General features: G+C 71.9%; 15 protein-coding genes. 8 read left to right on the top strand and 7 right to left on the bottom strand.

Going from position 1 to position 18,770, the window contains the following annotated elements; translation table 11 throughout:
* Nucleotides 1–507 precede the first annotated feature (507 nt).
* Entirely contained in the window at nucleotides 508–1,443 is a 936-nt protein-coding gene (locus tag ABZT14_RS15435; protein ID WP_356301911.1) for a cation diffusion facilitator family transporter, read from the top strand.
* Nucleotides 1,444–1,546: 103 nt separating this feature from the next.
* A complete protein-coding gene (idi, locus tag ABZT14_RS15440; protein WP_356301915.1) occupies nucleotides 1,547–2,107 on the top strand; it encodes an isopentenyl-diphosphate Delta-isomerase in 561 nt (186 codons plus the stop codon).
* Nucleotides 2,108–2,146: 39 nt separating this feature from the next.
* On the opposite strand, the gene ABZT14_RS15445 is transcribed toward idi, so the two are convergent.
* The gene (locus tag ABZT14_RS15445) at nucleotides 2,147–2,647 is read right to left on the bottom strand and encodes an ATP-binding protein (protein WP_356301918.1); all 501 of its coding nucleotides are present in this window, start codon (nucleotides 2,645–2,647) and stop codon (nucleotides 2,147–2,149) included.
* Between the two features lie 209 nt (nucleotides 2,648–2,856).
* Here ABZT14_RS15445 and ABZT14_RS15450 point away from each other — a divergent pair, with 209 nt between their 5' ends.
* From ABZT14_RS15450 to ABZT14_RS15460, 3 genes are all read left to right on the top strand, one after another.
* Complete coding sequence (locus tag ABZT14_RS15450) at nucleotides 2,857–3,681, top strand: enoyl-CoA hydratase/isomerase family protein (RefSeq protein WP_356301921.1); 825 nt, start codon at nucleotides 2,857–2,859, stop codon at nucleotides 3,679–3,681.
* 9 nt (nucleotides 3,682–3,690) lie between these two features.
* A complete protein-coding gene (locus tag ABZT14_RS15455) occupies nucleotides 3,691–4,557 on the top strand; it encodes a hypothetical protein (RefSeq protein WP_356301924.1) in 867 nt (288 codons plus the stop codon).
* Between the two features lie 119 nt (nucleotides 4,558–4,676).
* A complete protein-coding gene (locus ABZT14_RS15460) occupies nucleotides 4,677–7,115 on the top strand; it encodes a Tex family protein (RefSeq protein WP_356301927.1) in 2,439 nt (812 codons plus the stop codon).
* Between the two features lie 270 nt (nucleotides 7,116–7,385).
* On the opposite strand, the gene ABZT14_RS15465 is transcribed toward ABZT14_RS15460, so the two are convergent.
* Entirely contained in the window at nucleotides 7,386–8,255 is an 870-nt protein-coding gene (locus ABZT14_RS15465) for a GNAT family N-acetyltransferase (protein WP_356301930.1), read from the bottom strand.
* Between the two features lie 549 nt (nucleotides 8,256–8,804).
* Nucleotides 8,805–9,206: a gamma-glutamylcyclotransferase family protein gene (locus ABZT14_RS15470; RefSeq protein ID WP_356301933.1), complete on the bottom strand. Its 402-nt coding sequence runs from the start codon at nucleotides 9,204–9,206 to the stop codon at nucleotides 8,805–8,807.
* Between the two features lie 334 nt (nucleotides 9,207–9,540).
* Here ABZT14_RS15470 and ABZT14_RS15475 point away from each other — a divergent pair, with 334 nt between their 5' ends.
* From ABZT14_RS15475 to ABZT14_RS15485, 3 genes are all read left to right on the top strand, one after another.
* Nucleotides 9,541–10,011, top strand: coding sequence for a pyridoxamine 5'-phosphate oxidase family protein (locus ABZT14_RS15475; protein ID WP_356301936.1), 471 nt, complete (start codon nucleotides 9,541–9,543; stop codon nucleotides 10,009–10,011).
* A 445-nt stretch (nucleotides 10,012–10,456) separates the two neighbouring features.
* Nucleotides 10,457–12,064 (top strand): ABC-F family ATP-binding cassette domain-containing protein, encoded by a 1,608-nt coding sequence (locus ABZT14_RS15480; protein ID WP_356301939.1) that lies wholly within the window; start codon nucleotides 10,457–10,459, stop codon nucleotides 12,062–12,064.
* Between the two features lie 50 nt (nucleotides 12,065–12,114).
* Nucleotides 12,115–13,038 carry an FAD-dependent oxidoreductase gene (locus ABZT14_RS15485; RefSeq protein WP_356301941.1) on the top strand — a complete coding sequence of 308 codons (924 nt, stop codon included), beginning with the start codon at nucleotides 12,115–12,117 and terminating at the stop codon, nucleotides 13,036–13,038.
* A gap of 9 nt (nucleotides 13,039–13,047) precedes the next feature.
* Here the strand turns inward: ABZT14_RS15485 and ABZT14_RS15490 are convergent, their stop codons facing one another.
* The 4 genes from ABZT14_RS15490 to ABZT14_RS15505 form a co-directional block, all read right to left on the bottom strand.
* Nucleotides 13,048–13,809, bottom strand: a complete 762-nt coding sequence (locus ABZT14_RS15490; RefSeq protein ID WP_356301944.1) for a class I SAM-dependent methyltransferase — start codon at nucleotides 13,807–13,809, stop codon at nucleotides 13,048–13,050.
* A gap of 223 nt (nucleotides 13,810–14,032) precedes the next feature.
* Complete coding sequence (locus ABZT14_RS15495; RefSeq protein ID WP_356301947.1) at nucleotides 14,033–16,195, bottom strand: 3-hydroxyacyl-CoA dehydrogenase NAD-binding domain-containing protein; 2,163 nt, start codon at nucleotides 16,193–16,195, stop codon at nucleotides 14,033–14,035.
* A gap of 44 nt (nucleotides 16,196–16,239) precedes the next feature.
* Nucleotides 16,240–17,463 carry an acetyl-CoA C-acetyltransferase gene (locus ABZT14_RS15500; RefSeq protein ID WP_356301950.1) on the bottom strand — a complete coding sequence of 408 codons (1,224 nt, stop codon included), beginning with the start codon at nucleotides 17,461–17,463 and terminating at the stop codon, nucleotides 16,240–16,242.
* A 59-nt stretch (nucleotides 17,464–17,522) separates the two neighbouring features.
* Nucleotides 17,523–18,665, bottom strand: a complete 1,143-nt coding sequence (locus tag ABZT14_RS15505; protein ID WP_356301952.1) for an acyl-CoA dehydrogenase family protein — start codon at nucleotides 18,663–18,665, stop codon at nucleotides 17,523–17,525.
* Nucleotides 18,666–18,770 lie beyond the last annotated feature (105 nt).

Genomic DNA, 18,770 nt, shown 5'->3' on the forward strand with positions numbered 1-18,770 from the left:
TTCGTGAAACCGCTCGGCCCTCCGCCCCCGAGGAGCACGACCCTGTCGGTGGCGACGGCCACACCGTCGTTGCTGGCCACGGCCGGTACGGCATCGGCCGCGTCCGAGGACGGCACGGAGGGCACCGACGGCTGTGTGCTACTGGGCTGCTCGCGGTGAGCCCGGGCCTCCCCGCGCCACGCCGCGTCGGCCTGGTGCGGGGCCGCACCCGACCCCGAGGTCAGCCTCGGAGACTCCGGCCGCTCCACCCCGGGCCGGGACGCACGGCGCTCCCCCGACGGGCGTGCCCACGGCACCACCGGGTCGGGCGGTGGGCCGGCCCCCTCGCGGTCCCCACAAAGGGCGTACGTCCCAGGAGCCGGCGTTCCTCCCCGGAGAACCAAAACTCCAGGTCAGAGCAATGACAACGGTGTTCAGTCCCGTGTTGCTCGGCCCCCGGGGAGCGTAGTTCACTGGCGGGGCCCGCCCTCGTGGATCGGCGGGCTCGACGACCGGACGGGAGACAGCATGGGCGCGGGGCACCAGCACGGGCACGGGGCGCACTCCTCGCCGGAGACGGTCTCGGCGGCGTACCGCGTACGGCTGCGTACCGCGCTGTGCATCACGGTCTCGGTGCTGGTGCTCCAGATCGTGGGCGGGCTGCTGGCGGACTCCCTGGCCCTGCTGGCCGACGCCGGGCACATGGCCACCGACGCCCTGGGGCTGGGCATGGCGCTGATGGCCATCCACTTCGCCAACAGGCCGGCCGGGGAGCGGCGCACCTACGGCTTCGCCCGGGCGGAGATCCTGGCCGCCCTGGCCAACTGCGTACTGCTGCTAGGCGTGGGCGGCTACATCCTCTTCGAGGCCATCGAGCGGTTCCTCCACCCGGCGCGGACCCAGGGCGAGTTGGCGATGCTGTTCGCCGCCGTCGGCCTGGTGGCGAACCTGGTCTCGCTCTCCCTGCTGCTGCGGGGACAGAAGGAGAGCCTCAACGTCCGTGGGGCCTTCCTGGAGGTGCTGGCCGACACCCTGGGGTCCCTGGCGGTACTGGTGTCCGCGCTGATCATCATGCTCACTGGCTGGCAGGCCGCCGACCCGCTGGCCTCGCTGCTGATCGGGCTGATGATCGTCCCCCGTACGGTCAGGCTCGCCCGGGAGGCGCTGGACGTACTGCTGGAGTCGGCGCCCCGGGACGTGGACCTGGCCCAGGTGCGGTCGCACATCCTGGCCGTGGACGGGGTGGAGGGGCTGCACGACCTGCACGTGTGGACGATCACCTCCGGGATGCCGGTGTTGTCGGCCCATGTGGTGGTCACCCGCAGGTCGTTGGAGGAAGCCGGTTACGAGAAGGTCCTGCACGAACTCCAGGAGTGTCTGGGCGAGCACTTCGCGGTGGAGCACTGCACCTTCCAACTGGAGCCGCGCGGCCACGCCGAGCACGAGGCCCGACTCTGCCACTGAAGCGCCCGCCACGGCGTCGCCGAGAGCGCGACCGAGGACCGTCACGGAACGCGGTCGGCTCAGGGCACACTGGTCGCCCGTCGACGATCGCGGAGGATCACACATGCCCAACAGCTCGGAATCGGTGACCATGCTGGAACTGGTCGACGAGCGGGGGGAGACCATCGGCACCTCGGAGAAGCTGGCCGCGCACCAGCCTCCCGGCCGGTTGCACCGGGCGTTCTCGGTGTTCCTGTTCGACGAGCGGAACCGCATGTTGCTTCAGCGCCGGGCGTTGACCAAGTACCACTCCCCCGGGGTGTGGTCCAACAGCTGCTGCGGCCACCCCTACCCGCAGGAGCCGCCGTTCGCGGCGGCGACCCGACGGATCGTGGAGGAGCTGGGGGTGGCCCCGGCCCTGCTGCGGGAGGCCGGCACGGTGCGCTACCGGCACCCCGACCCGGCCTCCGGCCTGGTGGAACAGGAGTACAACCACCTGTTCGCGGGCCAGGTGCGGGCACCGGTACGGCCCGCCCCGGAGGAGATCGCCGAGACCGTGTTCGTCACTCCCGAGGAGCTGGCCCAGCGGTTCGACCAGGACCCGTTCTCGGCCTGGTTCCTGACCGTGCTGGACGCGGCCCGCCCGGGAATCCGCGCGGTCACCGGGGACACCGTCGGGTGGTAAGCGGAACACGGGGGCTGATAATCGCCTACCGCCTCCCGCTCAGGGCCGTCTCAGCGGCAGCGCGGCCCAGATGACCTTGCCGCCGGTGAGGGTCTGGTCGATGTCGCAGACCCCACCGGCCTCCGCCGTCATCGCCTTCACCAACAGCAGTCCACGGCCCCCGGTGTGCTGCTGGTCGGGGTCGGCGTCCAGGGCCTTGGGGCGGTACGGATGGTTGTCCTCGACCCCGATCCGTACCCAGTCGGCGTCCAGGGAGACCTGCACCCCGACCTCCGGGGAGAGCAACGCCGCGTGCCGCACCGCGTTGGTGACCAACTCCGAGAGGATCAGCAGGAGTTCCTGGAGCAGTTCCCTCTCGATCGGCGCCCCCTGTCGGCGCAGCAGGTCCCGGACGGCGTGCCGCAGTCGGGGCACCGAGGCGTCCTCGGCGACGGCGGAGAACCGCCAGCTCCCCTCGTACGGAGGGGGGTGGGTCTCGATCCCTGGTGACGCCGCGAGCCGGGCCTGGGCACCGGGTGAGACGCTCCCGCGGACATCCATGTCCCGTACCCCACTCTCCCTCAAAGTGTTCTTGCATCTGTTCTTGCATCCGAGTGTTGGTACTCGCAAGCTCGGTTCCAGCCAGCTGAACACAAGTCAGGCACTATCGACCCCAATTGACGGAACGTTTTCCAGGGTCATGCGAGAGTGATCGAACTTGTACTCAGCGTAGGCATCCCCTGACTGGTGGCGTGGATACGATCCTCCGCATGGAGCCAGAACCGCTGGTAAGCGAATCCCGGGGCACCGGGCTGCCGAACGGGGCCGGGGGCCCGGAGAACGCCGACGGGGTGGTGACCCTCACCCTCAGCAACCCGGCCAAGCGCAACGCCCTCACCCCCGCCATGTGGCGGCGCCTGGTGACCGTGCTGGACGAGCTGGCCCGGGACCGGACCGTACGGGTGCTGGTGCTCACCGGCGCCGGCGACACCTTCAGCGCCGGCGCCGACATCGGCTCCCTGCGGGAGGAGCCGGGAGCCCTACGGGCCGTACAGGAGCTGACCATCGCCGCCGAGGAGGCACTGGCCCGCTTCCCCCACCCCACCCTCGCCGCGATACGAGGGCACTGCGTCGGCGGGGGCTGTCAGCTCGCCGTGGCCTGCGACCTGCGCTTCGCCAGCCAGGACGCCCGGCTCGGGATCACCCCCGCCAAGCTGGGCATCGTCTACCCCGAACCCGCCACCCGCCGGCTGGCCGACCTGGTGGGGCCGGCCACCGCCAAGTACCTGCTGTTCTCGGGGGAGTTGGTCGACGCCCCGCACGCCCTGCGCACCGGCCTGGTGGACGAGGTCCACCCCGCCGAGCGGCTCTCCGACCGGGTGGCCGCGTTCGCCCGTACCCTCAGTGAGCGCTCACCCCTGACCCAGCGGGCCGCCAAGGAGTTCGTGGCCGGGTTCCCCGACGCCGAGAGCCGTGCCGAGCGGGTGGCGCACTGGCGTCGCGAGGAAGGGGACGGCGCCGAGGCCCGCGAGGGCGTCTCGGCCTATCTGGAACGACGCTCCCCACGGTTCACATGGGGCACTACCGGCAAGTAGCGTTCGGCCATGACCGCCGAACTCCCGCCCCGTGCCGGCCGCCACTGCCACCACGCGCTCAACCCACTGCACTCCGCCGTGTACTTCACCCCCGAACTCGCCACCGAGCTGGCGCCCTACGGGGTGGAGGACCCGGCGGCGGTCTACGTGGCCACCCGCGCCGCTCCCCTGGGCGCCGTCGGCCCCGGAGCGGTGACCGCCACCTTCTACAACTTCCGCCACGACCTGGTCTCCAGCGCCCTGCCCTCGGTGTGGGAACTGGCCTCCCCCGAGACCGTGCTGGCCGCCCGGCTGCGCGCCGTCGACGGCCTGCTGCGCCGCCTCCTGGGGGAAAAGGCGCTGGAGTCACCCGAGATGCGGGAGGCCGCCGAACTCGCCGGCCGCGCCGCCGAGGGCTGCGTCCGTGCCGGTCGACCCCTGTACGCGGCCAACGCCGACCTGCCCGTGCCCACCGCCCCCCACCTGGCCCTGTGGCACGCCGCCACCCTGCTGCGCGAACACCGTGGGGACGTCCACCTGGTGGCCCTGCAACACGTCGAGTTGGACCCGTTGGAAGCCCTGGCCAGCCACAGCGCCAGCGGCCGGGGCATGACGCCCACCTTCCTGCGCGCCTCCCGGGGATACAGCGAACGCGACTGGGAGGCCGCCCTCGTACGGCTGCGGGAGCGTGAACTGCTCACCGAACAGGGCGAGTTGACCGAGGCGGGGCAGGAACTGCGGGCAGGTCTGGAACGGGAGACCGACCGGCTGGACCGCCACCCCTACGAACACCTGGGCGCCGAGGGCGTGGCCCGGCTGACCGAACTGGCCAAGGGCTTCACCACCACCCTGCTGGAGGGCGGGGCCTTCCCGGCGGAGATCTTCGGCAGGGGCTGAACCGCCGCGCCGACGGTGCGCCGCGTGCCGCTGTCGTCGCTTGCTGCCACAATGCAGGCTGCCGGCCCCCGGAAGGGGAGTTCGGACCACGGACCAGCAGTGAGAAGGCGGAACGGGTAGTGACACAGTCCAGCCAACACACCTCCATCGAAGGCAGGATCGCCGAGGAACTGGGGGTGCGCGAGAGGCAGGTCAAGGCAGCCGTGGAGCTGCTCGACGGCGGCGCGACGGTGCCGTTCATCGCGCGGTACCGCAAGGAGGCCACCGAGCTGCTGGACGACGCCCAGCTGCGCGCCCTGGAGGAACGGCTGCGCTACCTGCGGGAGTTGGAGGAGCGCCGGGCGGCCGTGCTGGAGTCCATCCGCTCCCAGGGCAAGCTTGACGCCGAGGTGGAGGCCCGGGTCCTGGCGGCCGACTCCAAGGCCCGCCTGGAGGACGTCTACCTCCCCTTCAAGCCCAAGCGCCGCACCAAGGCCCAGATCGCCCGGGAAGCCGGACTGGAACCCCTGGCCGAGAGCCTGCTGTCCGACCCCACGGTGGAACCCACCACGGCCGCCGAGCCCTTCGTCGACCAGGACAAGGGGGTGGCCGACGCCGGGGCTGCCCTGGAGGGGGCCCGGGCGATCCTCACCGAACGTATCGGGGAGGACGCCGACCTCATCGGCGAGCTGCGCGAACGGATGTGGGAGCGCGGCCGGGTGGCCTCCAAGGTACGGGAGGGCAAGGAGGAGGCCGGCGCCAAGTTCGCCGACTACTTCGACTTCGCCGAGCCGTTCACCCAGCTCCCCTCCCACCGGGTGCTGGCCCTGCTGCGGGGCGAGAAGGAGGAGGTCCTCGACCTCACCCTGGAACCCGAGCCCCCCACCGAGGAGGTCGGCCCCTCCTCGTACGAGCTGACCATCCGCTCCCGGTTCGGCATCGCCGACCGGGGTCGGCCGGCCGACAAGTGGCTGACCGAGACGGCGCGTTGGGCCTGGCGCACCCGGGTGCTGGTGCACCTGGGCATCGACCTTCGGCTGAGGCTGCGTACCGAGGCCGAGGACGAGGCGGTACGGGTCTTCGCCGGCAACCTCCGTGACCTGCTGCTGGCCGCGCCGGCCGGCACCCGGCCCACCATGGGCCTGGACCCGGGCTTCCGTACCGGGGTGAAGGTCGCGGTGGTGGACGCCACCGGCAAGGTCGCGGACACCGCCACCATCTACCCGCACGTGCCCCGCAACCAGTGGCGGGAGTCGCTGGACACCCTGGGCCGGCTGGCCGCCGCCCACCAGGTGGAGCTGATCGCCATCGGCAACGGCACCGCCTCCAGGGAGACCGACAAGCTGGCCACCGAACTCATCGCCCAGCGCCCCGAGTTGGGGCTGACCAAGGTGATGGTCTCCGAGGCGGGCGCCTCGGTGTACTCCGCCTCCGCCTACGCCTCCCAGGAACTGCCCCAGCTGGACGTGTCCCTGCGCGGCGCGGTGTCCATCGCCCGGAGGCTCCAGGACCCGTTGGCGGAGCTGGTCAAGATCGACCCCCGGTCGATCGGGGTCGGGCAGTACCAGCACGACCTGTCCGAGGTGAAGCTGTCCCGTTCGCTGGACGCGGTGGTCGAGGACTGTGTGAACGGCGTCGGAGTGGACGTCAACACCGCCTCGGCCCCCCTGCTGGCCCGGGTGTCCGGCGTCGGCTCCGGGTTGGCGGAGAACATCGTGGCCCACCGGGACCAGAACGGCCCCTTCCACAGTCGTCGGGCGCTCAAGGACGTCTCCCGGCTGGGCCCGAAGGCCTTCGAGCAGTGCGCGGGCTTCCTGCGCGTCCGGGACGGCGAGGACCCCCTGGACTCCTCCAGCGTCCACCCCGAGTCCTACCCCCTGGTGCGGTCCATCGTGCGGGCCACCGACACCGAGGTGCCCCAACTCATCGGCAACACCGCCGTGTTGCGCACCCTGCGCCCGGATCAGTTCGCCGGCGAGGAGTTCGGCCTCCCCACGGTCACCGACATCCTCCGGGAACTGGAGAAGCCGGGCCGCGACCCCCGGCCGGCGTTCAAGACGGCCAGCTTCAAGGAGGGCGTGGAGAAGCTCACCGACCTCACCCCCGGCATGGTGCTGGAGGGGGTGGTGACCAACGTGGCCGCCTTCGGCGCCTTCGTGGACGTCGGCGTGCACCAGGACGGACTGGTCCACGTCTCCGCCATGTCCCGGGACTTCGTCAAGGACCCCCACGACGTGGTGAAGCCGGGCGACATCGTCAAGGTGAAGGTCCTGGACGTGGACGAGTCACGCAAGCGGATCTCCCTGACCCTGCGGCTGGACGACGAGGTCGGCGCCCAGAAGGGCCAGGGCGGCCAGGCCGGTCAGGGCAAGCAGGGTGGCGGCGACCGGCGCGGTCGGGACGGCGGCTCTCCACGACAGCGCGGCTCCCGCCAGGGCAGCCCCCGTCAGGGCGGGCAGCGACAGGGCGGCTCCCGGCAGGGCGGAGGGGGCCGTGGCGGCCAGCGCCAGTCCGCTCCCCCGGCCAACAACGAGATGGCCGAAGCCCTGCGCCGGGCCGGCCTCCTCCGGGGCGAGTAACCCCCACGCACGACAACGACACGAGTGCGGGTGGATGCCCTTCCCTCCGACCCTCGGGAGGAGCACCCACCCGCACTCCACGTCCGTCAGCCGTTGGTCAGCGGTGACCGGCGGGGTCAGCGGACTCAGCGGGACACGTCCGCGTCGGGTGGTTGCCGTGGCCCGACCCGTCGCCTTCCCGGGCAGCGGCCCAGGGCGGCCCGCCTTCGGGTACCCCGACCGGCGTGACCAGGCGGGGGTGACCGGTATCGGTCCCAACTGGCCGCCGGCTCAGGAGAAACGGTGCCCGGCGAAGTCGGTGAGGTGGACGTACCCCAGGCGCTGGTAGAGGGCGTTGCTGGTGGGGTTGTCCGGGTCCGTGAACAGGACGACGTCCGTCGCGCCCGCGTCCAGTGCCACCCGGCTCGCCTCGACCGTCACGGCACCCGCGTAGCCACGCCCCCGCAGCGGGGCCGGTGTGTACACGGGGTCCACCCGCACCACTCCACCGACGACCGAGGTCCCCGCCGCCATGGAGACAGGGGTGCCGTCCGGTGTCTCCCAGAACGTGAAGTGCCTGTCGCCGAAACGCGAGTCGTCCCAGGAACCGGCGTCGATCAGGTCGATGGAGTGCTGCTCCCCCACCTCTACACAGAACTCACGACACCAGCGCACCAGGTGTTCGCGGTCCGGCCCTCCCGTGGCACGCCCCCGGCCCTCCGGGTGCGGCTGGGGAGGGGTGAGCGTGCCGAGACGGTAGAGGTGCGTCCGCCAGAAGGGCTCCGACGTCGCGCCGGTGTGCCGCCGCCATGACTCCGCGAACGCGCCGGCGGTGTCGTGGTCCGCGATGACCCGGAAGGGCGAGCCGCCGAGGCTCGCCAGGTGGGCGGCGAGGGCGTCGGCCCGCTCCACCGCGAGGGGTGTCAGGCTCAGGCGTCCGACCGGGGTGAGACACCAGCTGGCCTGGACCTCACCGGCTGACTCCAGCCACCCGAAGAGCGGTGCCCCATCGCGGAGTTCGGCGTCCTGGCGGCGTGTCCGCAGCCTCTCGATGTCCGTCAGCACCATGTTGTGCAGGGCGGGGCGGGAGCGCAGGAAGTCCCCCGCGCGGGTGAGGAAGCCGTCCACGTCGCGGGTGTGGTGCCAGTCATCCGAGGTCATGCTTGATGGTCCCGGATCTCCCGCCCCCGGGAAAGCACGCGCCTTCCGCCCCGGGACCCGTCCGTGCGCGGGTGCCGCCGGGCCGCCCCGGAGCCACGCGGCTACGGAGGGCGCCGTACGGTGCGGGGATCGGTCAGAGGCCTCCGAACCGGTCGCCGTACGGGGTGGTGTGGGGCCCTGGGGAGTCGAACCCGCCGGTCTGTCACCGGGCCGGTAGGGCGTACCGGGGTACGGGTGCCGTCCGCCCTCAGGCACCTGTCCCACGCCTCGATGCCCCAACTGGTCGACCAGGGTGTGCCATGGGGATCGTGGGAGATCAGTGAGCGCGGTGCCCGCCAGGGGCGGCGACCACGCGGAGGGCTGAACGCGCGCGTGACATGTGCGTCGCCCGCCCCTCATCAGAACGTCCCGAGACCGCCTGGACTCCCCGCACGCCAACCCACCGCGCCGCGCCAGCGGTACGAGGTGTCCCGGGGGCGCCCAAGGCCGCTGGAGCCACCCCGGAGCGGTGACCCTACGAAGCCGGCTCCGTACGCGCGGGGGTGCCGTTCAGGCGAAGCGGCCGAGGAAGGTGGCCAGGCCCTGCCGGGCGAAGGTGTCCGGGCACCAGTCGTGGTCCAACACCAGGTCGCCGGTCCAGACGTAGGCCCAGGCCCGGCTGCCGTCCTCCAGGGGCAGCAGTCGGCGCTCGTACTCGGGGCCCTCGTACTCGTCCAGTGTCCGGTACTCCCCCGGCCCGAGGTCCCGCAGCAGCAGTCCGCGCGCCTCGCCCTCGGCGGGGACCAGCCCCGGGTAGGGGCGGCCGTCCAGCGCGGCGGGGCGCCAGCCCGGCAGGACGGCCGGGCTCGACTCCGGTACCCGGCCCAGCAGTTTCCGCAGCACGTCGGGGAAGCGCAGGGTGCCGTAGACGAAGACCGGGGTGGCCGCCTCGGGGCCGGGGAGCGTGCTCATCCTCGGCAGGCTAGGCCATGTCGGGTCAGCGCGATGTGGCGGTGCCCCGCTTACGGCTGACGCCCTGCGGGGCCGGCGTGAGCGCCCCTCCGGGAACCAGGTGGCCCCCGGGGACTGCCCCGACTCGGCCCCTCTTACGGGCGGGCCGGGCTCCCCCGTAGAGGCTGGGGCGGCGGCGTCCTGAGGCAGGTAGGGCCTGTAGGGAAAGTCCTGTCTGGCACGCCTGCCGCCGCGTCGGGTTGTCCGAGCGCGCCCAGCGCGAGGGGGCCCTCAGCCGTGCGACGTAGGTCAGCCGCCCGATGTGGCGGGGCGTCGCACGCCATAACCTCCCCACATGACGGCAGTTGACTCTCCTCCCGGTGGCCCCCGTAGCTCGGAGCGGCGCAAGCGCGAGGCGCTCGCACGGCTCGCACGGGACAACGACGTGTGGGTCGCCACGGCTGACGCCACCGGCGAGCCCTGCCTCGTTCCGCTGGCCTTCTGGTGGGACGGCGAGGCGGTGTGGCTGTCCACCCGCGACACCAACCCGACGGGGCGCAACCTGTGCTCCTCGGGCCGGGTCCGACTCAGTTTCGGCCACAGCCGGGACGTGGTCCTGGTCCACGGCACCGCGCACATGCTGACCCGCGAGGAGCTACCGGTCGAGGTGGGCGACGCTTTCGCCGCCAAGGACGGTTGGGACCCTCGCGAGGACCACCCCTCGTACGTCTTCTTCCGGGTCACCCCGCAGGTGCTACAGGCATGGGGAACCGTTCCCGAGATGGCCGGACGAACCCTGATGCGAGACGGGAAGTGGCTGGTCTAGAGCGGCCCCCGAACGGGTCACGGCCACTCGTCGCGGGCCGCGACCGGCACGGTCGCCGCCCAGTGAACCGCGCGCTCGTCGTACCCGTAGCCACGGCCCGGCGCCTCTTCGGCGCGGAGCCCCCTCGGGGCCGCCCCGGGAGGTGACACCAGTCGGGGCGCCACGCGGGGATATTCGGTTGCCGCCCCCGGGGCCCGGACGTACAGTCTGAGCCGTCCTGACGTCGTCGAACAGGAGAGGCCGTTGCTCGTCTGAGGTCCCCAGGCACCGTGCGCCCCGGGTGGTGGTTTCCGTACCCGCCCCGGCACGGGTGTGACCTCGGACTTGAGTGGGCCCGCTCGCTCGCGCCGTTCCGGCGCGTTCCCCCGACGACCGGCCCCGGTCCCGTCTCCCACCACGGTGTCCCGCCCCGCCCCGTAGGCCACCGCACCGTCAGGAGACGCCCATGGCAACCACCGCCCCTTCTCTCACCTGTAACCACCTCACCTTCGCCTGGCCGGACGGCACGGAGGTGTTCGAGGACTTCGACCTGACCGTGGGACCGGGCCGTACCGGTCTGATCGGGCTCAACGGGACGGGAAAGTCCACCCTGTTGAAGCTGCTGGCCGGTGAGCTGACGCCGGGCGGGGGCAGCGTCCGGGTCTCGGGCGAGGTGGGCTACCTGCCGCAGAACCTCACCCTGGACGTGACCCGCCGGGTGGACGAGGTGCTGGGCATCGAGGACACCCGTACCGCGCTGCACGCCATCGAGTCCGGGGACGTGGACGAACGCCACTTCACCGTGGTCGGTGACGACTGGGACGTGGAGGAACGCGCCCGCGCCACCCTCGACGGCCTGGGCCTGGAGCACATCGGCCTGGACCGGGTCATCGGTGAGCTGTCGGGCGGTGAGTCGGTGTTGCTGCGGCTGGCCGCCCTGCTGCTGGCCCGTCCGTCGGTGCTGCTGCTCGACGAGCCGACCAACAACCTCGACCTGGCCGCCCGGGACCGCCTCTACCAGGCCGTCAGCGGGTGGAAGGGCGTCCTGGTGGTGGTCAGCCACGACCGTGAACTGCTGTCCCTGGTCGACCAGATCGCCGACCTCAGGGACGGCGGGGTGCGGTGGTACGGCGGCAACCTGGAGTCCTACGAGGCCGCCGTGGCCACCGAGCAGGAGGCCGCCCAGCGCATGGTGCGGTCCGCCGAGGCGGACGTACGACGGCAGAAGCGGGAGCTGGCCGAGGCCCGGATGAAGCTGGCCCGCCGGGAGCGGTACGGGAGGAAGATGCAGGCCATCAAGCGGGAACCCAAGGGCGTCATGAGTGCGCGCAAACGCCAGGCGGAGGTCTCGGCGGGCAAGCACCGGGGGATGCACGAGGAGAGGCTGTCCGAGGCCGCCAAACGCCTGGACGCCGCCCAGGAGGCGGTGTGGGACGACGACGAGATCCGGGTCGACCTACCGCACACCGAAGTCCCCCGGGGGCGGCGGGTGTTGACCCTGCGCGAGGTGGAACTGCGCTGGGGTGGCCGGGCGCGGCTGGACTTCCACGGGCCGGAACGGATCGCCCTGGTGGGCCGCAACGGGGCGGGCAAGACCACCCTGCTGCGTACCGTGGCCGGCCAGTGGGAGCCGGTGTCCGGCGAGGTGGAGGTCCACGTACCACTGCGCTACCTGCCGCAGCGGCTGGACCTGCTGGACGAGGACCTCTCGCTGGTGGAGAACGTGGCCCGGGCGGCTCCCGGGACCACCAACAACCAGATCCGGGCCCGGCTCGCCCGGTTCCTGTTCACCGGCAGAAGGGCCGAGCAGCGGGTGGGCACCCTGTCCGGCGGTGAGCGTTTCCGAGCCGCGTTGGCGACGGTGATGCTGGCCGAACCCGCCCCGCAGTTGCTGATGTTGGACGAGCCGACCAACAACCTGGACATGTCCAGCGTGGACCAGTTGGTGTCCGCCCTGCACAGTTACCGGGGAGCGCTGCTGGTGGCCAGCCACGACCTGTCGTTCCTGCGGCGGATCGGCACCACCCGGTGGCTGCGGATGGACGGTCAGCTCACCGACGTCGAGCCGCTGTAGTCCCGGCCCACCCCCGGCCGGCCCGCACGGGTGCCCGCTACGATCCGCCCATGGACGAGATGATCGTGGTGGGCGCCGGGGTGATCGGACTGACCACCGCCGTGGTGCTGGCCGAACGGGGCGTGCCGGTACGGGTGTGGGCGCGGGAGACCGAGACCGCGCCCCGGTCCGGGGTGCCGGTGTCCTCGGTGGCCGGTGGGCTGGTGTGGCCGTACCGCATCGAGCCCGTGGAACAGGCCCTGGACTGGTCGATCCGTTCCTTCCGCACCTTCAGCTGGCTGTCGGAGCGGTACGTGGAGACCGGCGTACGGCTGATGCCCGGCACCATGGACGACGGCACCACCCCGCCCGCCCGGTGGACCGAACTGGTCGGCGATCCGCCCCGTACCGCGCTGGTGGACATGGGGCACTACCTCGGCTACCTCACCGGACGACTCACCGCCGCCGGCGGCACCCTCGAACGGCACGCACTGCACTCCCTACGGGAGGCCGGGCAGCGGGCGCCGGTGGTGGTCAACTGCTCCGGGCTGGGCGCCCGGGAGCTGGTGCCCGACCCGACGGTCCGGCCGGTGCGCGGACAACTGCTGGTGGTGGAGAACCCGGGGCTGGACCGCTGGTACGTCTCGGCCGACCCGGTGTCCGCGCTCACCACCTACATGTTCCCCCAGCCCTACGGACTGGTCCTGGGCGGTACGGCCGAGGAGGACCAGGAGTTCGCCGGCCCCGACCCGGCGGTCAGCCGGCGCATCCTGGAACGCTGCGTCGAGGTGGAGCCCCGGCTCGCCGGGGCCAGGGTCCTCGACGAACGGGTGGGCCTGCGCCCCTCCCGCCCCTCGGTACGGCTGGAGTGCGAGCGGCTCCCGGACGGCGCCCTCTGCCTCCACCAGTACGGTCACGGCGGCGCGGGGGTCACCGTCTCCTGGGGCAGCGCCCGGGACGCGCTGGCCCTGCTGGAGGCGGAGGGGGTGCTGTGAACCGGCCGGTCAGCCGGTCTTGCGGGCCTCTATGAGGAAGCGGCTGGAGTGCGCCACGAAGGGTCCGCGCTCCTCGATCAGCCGGTGCAGCCGCAACAGCCGCTCCCGGTGGGTGCGTACGTCGAAGCCCGGCACGATCCAGACCACCTTGCGCAGGAAGTAGACCACCGCGCCGATGTCGCCGAACTCCATCCGCAGCCGCTCGCACCGGAGGTCCAGCACCTCAAGCCCCACCTCCCGGGCGGCGGTGCGGGCGTCCTCGGGGTGCCGGGCCCGGTAGGAGGAGGCGGGCAGCGGGCCGAGGAAGAACTCGGCGAGTTCGAACACGCTGGCCGGGCCCACCTGTTGGGACAGGTAGAGGCCGCCCGGTCGCAGTATCCGGGACAGTTCCCGCCAGTGGGTGTCCACCGGGTGGCGGCTGACCGCCAGGTCGAAGCTGCCGGTGGCGAACGGCAGGGGTGGCCGGCCCGACTCGGCGACCACCGTCACGCCCCGGGGCCCCAGCAGCGCCCGGGCGCGGGCGAGGTTGTCCGGCCAGGACTCGGTGGCCACGGTCGTCGGCGCCATCCGGGGCGCGGAGTTGAGGACCTCTCCCCCACCGGTCTGTAGGTCCACCGCGACCCGGGCCCGCTCCAGCCGTCGGGCCAGCAGCCGGGAGTAGCCCCAGGAGGGGCGTTCCTCGGTGGCCCGTCCGTCCAGCCAGGAGAAGTCCCAGCCGTCCACGGGCACCTCGGCGGCCTCGGCCACCAACTTGTCGAAGTCGCCGTTCACAGAGCGGATCTTGGCACCTCGTGGGGGGTCGGGGCCAGGGTTCTCAGCGACGGGTTCCGGCCACCCGGCAGCAGGTGACGCGGCCCGTACGGGGCGGGGCACGCCCTGGAGCGGCTCCCGGACCGGTGACGACCGAACGGGCGGCGGCCCGGGTGCCGGGGCCCCGGGCCGGGCGTTGCCTCCGGCGCCGCCGTACCGGGTGGGCGGCGCCGGAGGGCACCGGTCAGCTCAGCGGCTGGCCGCTCTCGGCCTTCTCCACCAGCAGCGCGGGGGCGGCGAAGCGCGGTCCGTACCGCTCCTCCAGCTCCCGGGCCCGGGCCAGGAAGCCGGCCGGGCCACCCTGGTAGCCGTTGATGTACTGGATGACGCCCCCGGTCCAGGGCGGGAACCCGATGCCGAAGATCGAGCCGATGTTGGCGTCCGGCACCGAGGTGAGGACGTTCTCCTCCAGGCAGCGCACCGAGTCCAGCGCCTCGATGAACAGCAGGCGTTCCTTCAACTCCTCCAGGTCCGCCGGCTGTTCGGAGGGGGTGAAGTGCTCCCTGAGCCCCGGCCACAGCCGGGTGCGCCTGCCGTCCTCGTACTCGTAGAAGCCGGCGCCCCCGCTACGGCCGGGGCGCTGGAACTCCTCCACCATCCGGTCCAGCACCGCGTCCGCCGGGTGCGGAGCCAGTTCGGTGCCCTCCTCGGCGAGCGCCTTGCGGGTCTCCTCGCGGATCTTGCGGGGCAGGGTGAGCGTCAACTCGTCGACCAGCGACAGGAGTTTGGCCGGGTAACCGGCCTGGGCAGCGGCGGCCTCCACGGTGGCCGGATCCACGCCCTCACCGACCATGGCGATGCCCTCGGTGATGAACTGGCCGATCACCCGGGAGGTGAAGAAGCCCCGGGAGTCGTTGACCACGATCGGGGTCTTGTCGATCTGCCGTACCAGGTCGAAGGCCTGGGCCAGCGCCTCGTCGCCGGTCTCCGCGCCCTTGATGATCTCCACCAGGGGCATCTTGTCGACCGGGGAGAAGAAGTGCAGGCCGATGAAGTCCTTGGGCCGGCTGACACCTTCGGCGAGCAGGGTGATCGGCAGGGTCGAGGTGTTGGAGCACAGCAGTGCGTCCGGGGCCACCAGGTCCTGGATCTCGCCGAAGACGCGGTGCTTGAGTTGGGGGTCCTCGAAGACCGCCTCGATCACCGTGTCACAGCCGGCGACCGCCTGCGGGTCGTCGGTGGCGGTGATCCGCTCCAACAGCGTGTTCTTCTTCTCCTCGGTGGAACGACCCCTGCTGATCGCCTTGTCCAGGAGTCGGCGCGAGTAGTCCTTGCCCCGCTCGGCGGCCTCGACGCTGACGTCCTTCAGCACCACCTCGATACCGGCCCGGGCGCAGCTGTAGGCGATGCCGGCGCCCATCATCCCGGCGCCCAGCACGGCGACCTTCGCGGCCTTGCGGGGCTCGACGCCCTGGGGCCGGCTGGCGCCGGAGTTGACCGCGTTCAGGTCGAAGAAGAACGCCTGGATCATGTTCTTGGAGATCTGGCCGCAGACCAGTTCGGTGAAGTAGCGGGCCTCGATCACCTGGGCGGTCTCGAAGTCGACCTGGGAGCCCTCCACGGCGGCGGCCAGGATGTTGCGCTGGGCCGGGTAGGGGGCGCCGGCGGTCTGCTTGCGCAGGTTGGCGGGGAAGGCCGGCAGGTTGCGGGCGAAGGAGGCGTTGGCCGGGGTGCCCCCGGGGATGCGGTAGCCCTTGACGTCCCAGGGCTGGGCCGACTCCGGGTGGGCGTCGACGAAGGCCCGGGCGGCGGCCTCCATCTCCTCGGGGGTGTCCACCACCTGGTGCACCAGCCCCGCCTCGCGGGCCTGCTCGGGGCGGTACTTGCGCCCCTCCAGCAGGACCTTCAGCAGCGCGTCGGTGATGCCCAGCAGACGTACGGAGCGCACCACCCCGCCGCCTCCGGGCAGCAGTCCGAGCTGGGACTCGGGCTGGCCCAGGCGGGAGTCGGGGGTGTTGAGGGCGATCCGGTGGTGGCAGGCGAGGGCGATCTCCAGGCCACCGCCGAGGGCGGCGCCGTTGATGGCGGCGACCACCGGCTTGCCCAGGGTCTCGATACGGCGCAGGTCGCGCTTGATGCCCATGCTGAGGTCGAAGATCCGCTGCGCGTCCTCGGGCCCGGCCTTGCTCATCAGCTTGAGGTCGCCACCGGCGAAGAAGGTCTTCTTGGCGGAGGTGACGATCACCCCGCGCACCGAGTCGGCCTCGTCCTCGAGGCGGTCGGCGACGGCGGTGAGGGAGGCGGTGAACGCCTCGTTCATGGTGTTGGCGCTCTGGTCGGGGTCGTCGAGGACGAGGGTGACGATGCCGGACTCGTCGGCTTCCCAGCGAATGGTGGAGGGGGCCATGTCTGTTGCTCCGTTGTGGTGTGGGTCGGTGACGGTCGGGGCGTTCAGAGTCGTTCGATCACGGTGGCGATGCCCATGCCGCCGCCGACGCAGAGGGTGATGAGTCCGTACCGGCCGTCCCGGCGTTCCAGTTCGTCGATCACGGTGCCCAGCAGCATCGCCCCGGTGGCGCCCAGGGGGTGGCCCATGGCGATGGCGCCGCCGTTGACGTTGACCTTGTCCAGGTCGGCGCCGATCTCCCGTACGAAGCGCAGCACCACGGCGGCGAACGCCTCGTTGATCTCCACCAGGTCCATGTCCCCGATGGTGAGGCCGGCCTTGTCGAGCGCCTTGCGGGAGGCGGGCGCGGGGCCGGTGAGCATGATGGTGGGGTCGGCCCCGGACACGGCGGCGGAGACGATGCGGGCCCGGGGGCGGAGCCCGTAGCGCTTGCCGACCTCCTCGTTGCCGACGGCGACCAGCGCCGAACCGTCCACGATGCCCGAGGAGTTGCCGGCGTGGTGGACGTGGTCGATGCGCTCGACCCAGTGGTACTTCTGCAGGGCCACCGCGTCGAATCCGCCCTGGTCACCGATGGTGGCGAAGGAGGGCTTGAGGCCGGCGAGGGTGTCGGCGGTGGTGCCTGGGCGGATGTGCTCGTCGTGGTCGAGCACCACCAGGCCGTTGCGGTCCCGTACCGGGATCACCGAGTCGGCGAAGCGGCCGTCCTTCCAGGCGGCGGCGGCCAGCTCCTGGGAGCGGGCGGCGTACTCGTCCACGTCCCGGCGGCTGAGCCCCTCCAGGGTGGCGATCAGGTCGGCGCCGATGCCCTGGGGGACGAAGCCGGTGTCCCAGCTGGTCATGGGGTCCATCGCCCACGCCCCGCCGTCGCTGCCCATCGGCACCCGGGACATCGACTCCACACCGCCGGCCAGCACCAGGTCCTCCCAGCCGGAACGGACCTTGGCGGCGGCGAGGTTGACCGCCTCCAGGCCGGAGGCGCAGAACCGGCTCTCCTGGAAGCCGGCGACCGTCTCGGGCAGCCCGGCGGCCAGCGCGGCGACCTTGGCGATGTCCGACCCCTGGTCGCCGATCGGGGTGACCACGCCCAGGACCAGGTCGTCCACGGCCGCCGGGTCCAGGTCCGGCAGTCGCCGGCGCATCTCGTGGATCAGTCCGACGATGAGGTCGACGGGCTTGGTGCCGTGCAGGGACCCGTTCGCCTTGCCGCGTCCTCGGGGAGTGCGGATGGCGTCGTACACATAGGCTTCGTTACTCGCGGTGCTCACGTTCGCGGCCTTTCTTCGGTGCGCCTGGTGTGGGCCGGTGTCAGGGGCGGGTTCGGCGTTCAGTCCAGCAGCGAACGGCCGATGATCTCCTTCATGATCTCGCTGGTGCCGCCGTAGATGGTCTGGATACGACCGTCGACGAAGGCGCGGGCGACCTTGAACTCGCTCATGTAGCCGTAGCCGCCGTGGAGTTGGAGGCAGCGGTCGGTGACCCGCTTCTGTAGCTCGGTCGCCCACCACTTGGCCATCGAGGCGTGTGCCGCGTCCAGGGTTCCCCGGTTGTGCTCCAGGATGCAACGGTCGACGAAGGCGCGGGTGACCGCGCACTCGGTGGCCATCTCGGCGATCTCGAAGCGGACGTGCTGGAGCCGGGACAGCGTCCGCCCGAAGGCCTCACGTTCGGTGACGTACCGCCTGGTGGTCTCCAGTATCTCCTCGGCGGCGGCAGCCGCTCCGACGGCGATGGTCATCCGCTCCTGCGGGAGCAGGTTCATCGCGTGGACGAAGGCCCCGTTCAGTTCGCCCAGCAGGTTCTCCTTGGGGACCACCACGTCCTGGAAGAACAGTTCGGCGGTGTCCTGGGCCTTCTGGCCGATCTTGTCCAGGTTGCGGCCCCGGGTGAAGCCCTCCATGCCGCGTTCGACCACCAGCAGGCTCAGCCCCCGGGCACCGCCCTCGGGGGTGGTCTTGGCGAGCACCACCACCAGGTCGGCCAGGATGCCGTTGGAGATGAAGGTCTTGGCGCCGTTCAGCGACCAGTGGTCCCCCCGGTCCTCGGCGGTGGTGCGGACCGCCTGGAGGTCGGAGCCGGCGCCGGGTTCGGTCAGCGCGAGGGCGGTGATCAGCCGTCCGTCGCAGAAGCCCGGCAGCCAGCGTCGCCGCTGCTCCTCGGTGCCCAGCAGGTGGAGGTAGGGGCCGATGATGTCGTTGTGCAGGCTCAGCGCCAGGCCGGGGAAGCCGGCCCGGGCGAACTCCTCGTTGATGACCACGGAGTGCCGGAAGTCGTCGGCTCCCCCGCCGCCGTACTCCTCGGGTACGGATGGGCCCAGCAGCCCCTGTCGACCGGCGGCCAACCAGGCCTCGCGGGAGACCTGGCCGTCCTTCTCCCACTGCTCGTAGTACGGCTCGACCTCCTTGGCGAGGAAGGCGCGCACGGTCTCGCGCAGGGCGTGGTGTTCGTCGTCGAAGATCTCTCGCTGCACGCTGGTCGCCTTTCGTGGCCGGGGGCCGGCCGGAGTTCGCCGAGTTCGCCGAGTTCGCCGAGTTCACAGTCCGGGATTCGCCGAGGGCTGGGAGTGGGGGGCCGG

Origin of the sequence: Streptomyces sp. NPDC005438 (assembly GCF_040606315.1) — a bacterium.
Lineage (GTDB): Bacteria > Actinomycetota > Actinomycetes > Streptomycetales > Streptomycetaceae > Streptomyces.

Coding starts and splice junctions, on each gene's coding strand:
- ABZT14_RS15435 (WP_356301911.1), top strand. CDS start 508: ATGGGCGCGGGGCACCAGCACGGGCACGGGGCGCACTCCTCGCCGGAG.
- idi (WP_356301915.1), top strand. CDS start 1,547: ATGCCCAACAGCTCGGAATCGGTGACCATGCTGGAACTGGTCGACGAG.
- ABZT14_RS15445 (WP_356301918.1), bottom strand. CDS start 2,647: ATGGATGTCCGCGGGAGCGTCTCACCCGGTGCCCAGGCCCGGCTCGCG.
- ABZT14_RS15450 (WP_356301921.1), top strand. CDS start 2,857: ATGGAGCCAGAACCGCTGGTAAGCGAATCCCGGGGCACCGGGCTGCCG.
- ABZT14_RS15455 (WP_356301924.1), top strand. CDS start 3,691: ATGACCGCCGAACTCCCGCCCCGTGCCGGCCGCCACTGCCACCACGCG.
- ABZT14_RS15465 (WP_356301930.1), bottom strand. CDS start 8,255: ATGACCTCGGATGACTGGCACCACACCCGCGACGTGGACGGCTTCCTC.
- ABZT14_RS15470 (WP_356301933.1), bottom strand. CDS start 9,206: ATGAGCACGCTCCCCGGCCCCGAGGCGGCCACCCCGGTCTTCGTCTAC.
- ABZT14_RS15475 (WP_356301936.1), top strand. CDS start 9,541: ATGACGGCAGTTGACTCTCCTCCCGGTGGCCCCCGTAGCTCGGAGCGG.
- ABZT14_RS15480 (WP_356301939.1), top strand. CDS start 10,457: ATGGCAACCACCGCCCCTTCTCTCACCTGTAACCACCTCACCTTCGCC.
- ABZT14_RS15485 (WP_356301941.1), top strand. CDS start 12,115: ATGGACGAGATGATCGTGGTGGGCGCCGGGGTGATCGGACTGACCACC.
- ABZT14_RS15495 (WP_356301947.1), bottom strand. CDS start 16,195: ATGGCCCCCTCCACCATTCGCTGGGAAGCCGACGAGTCCGGCATCGTC.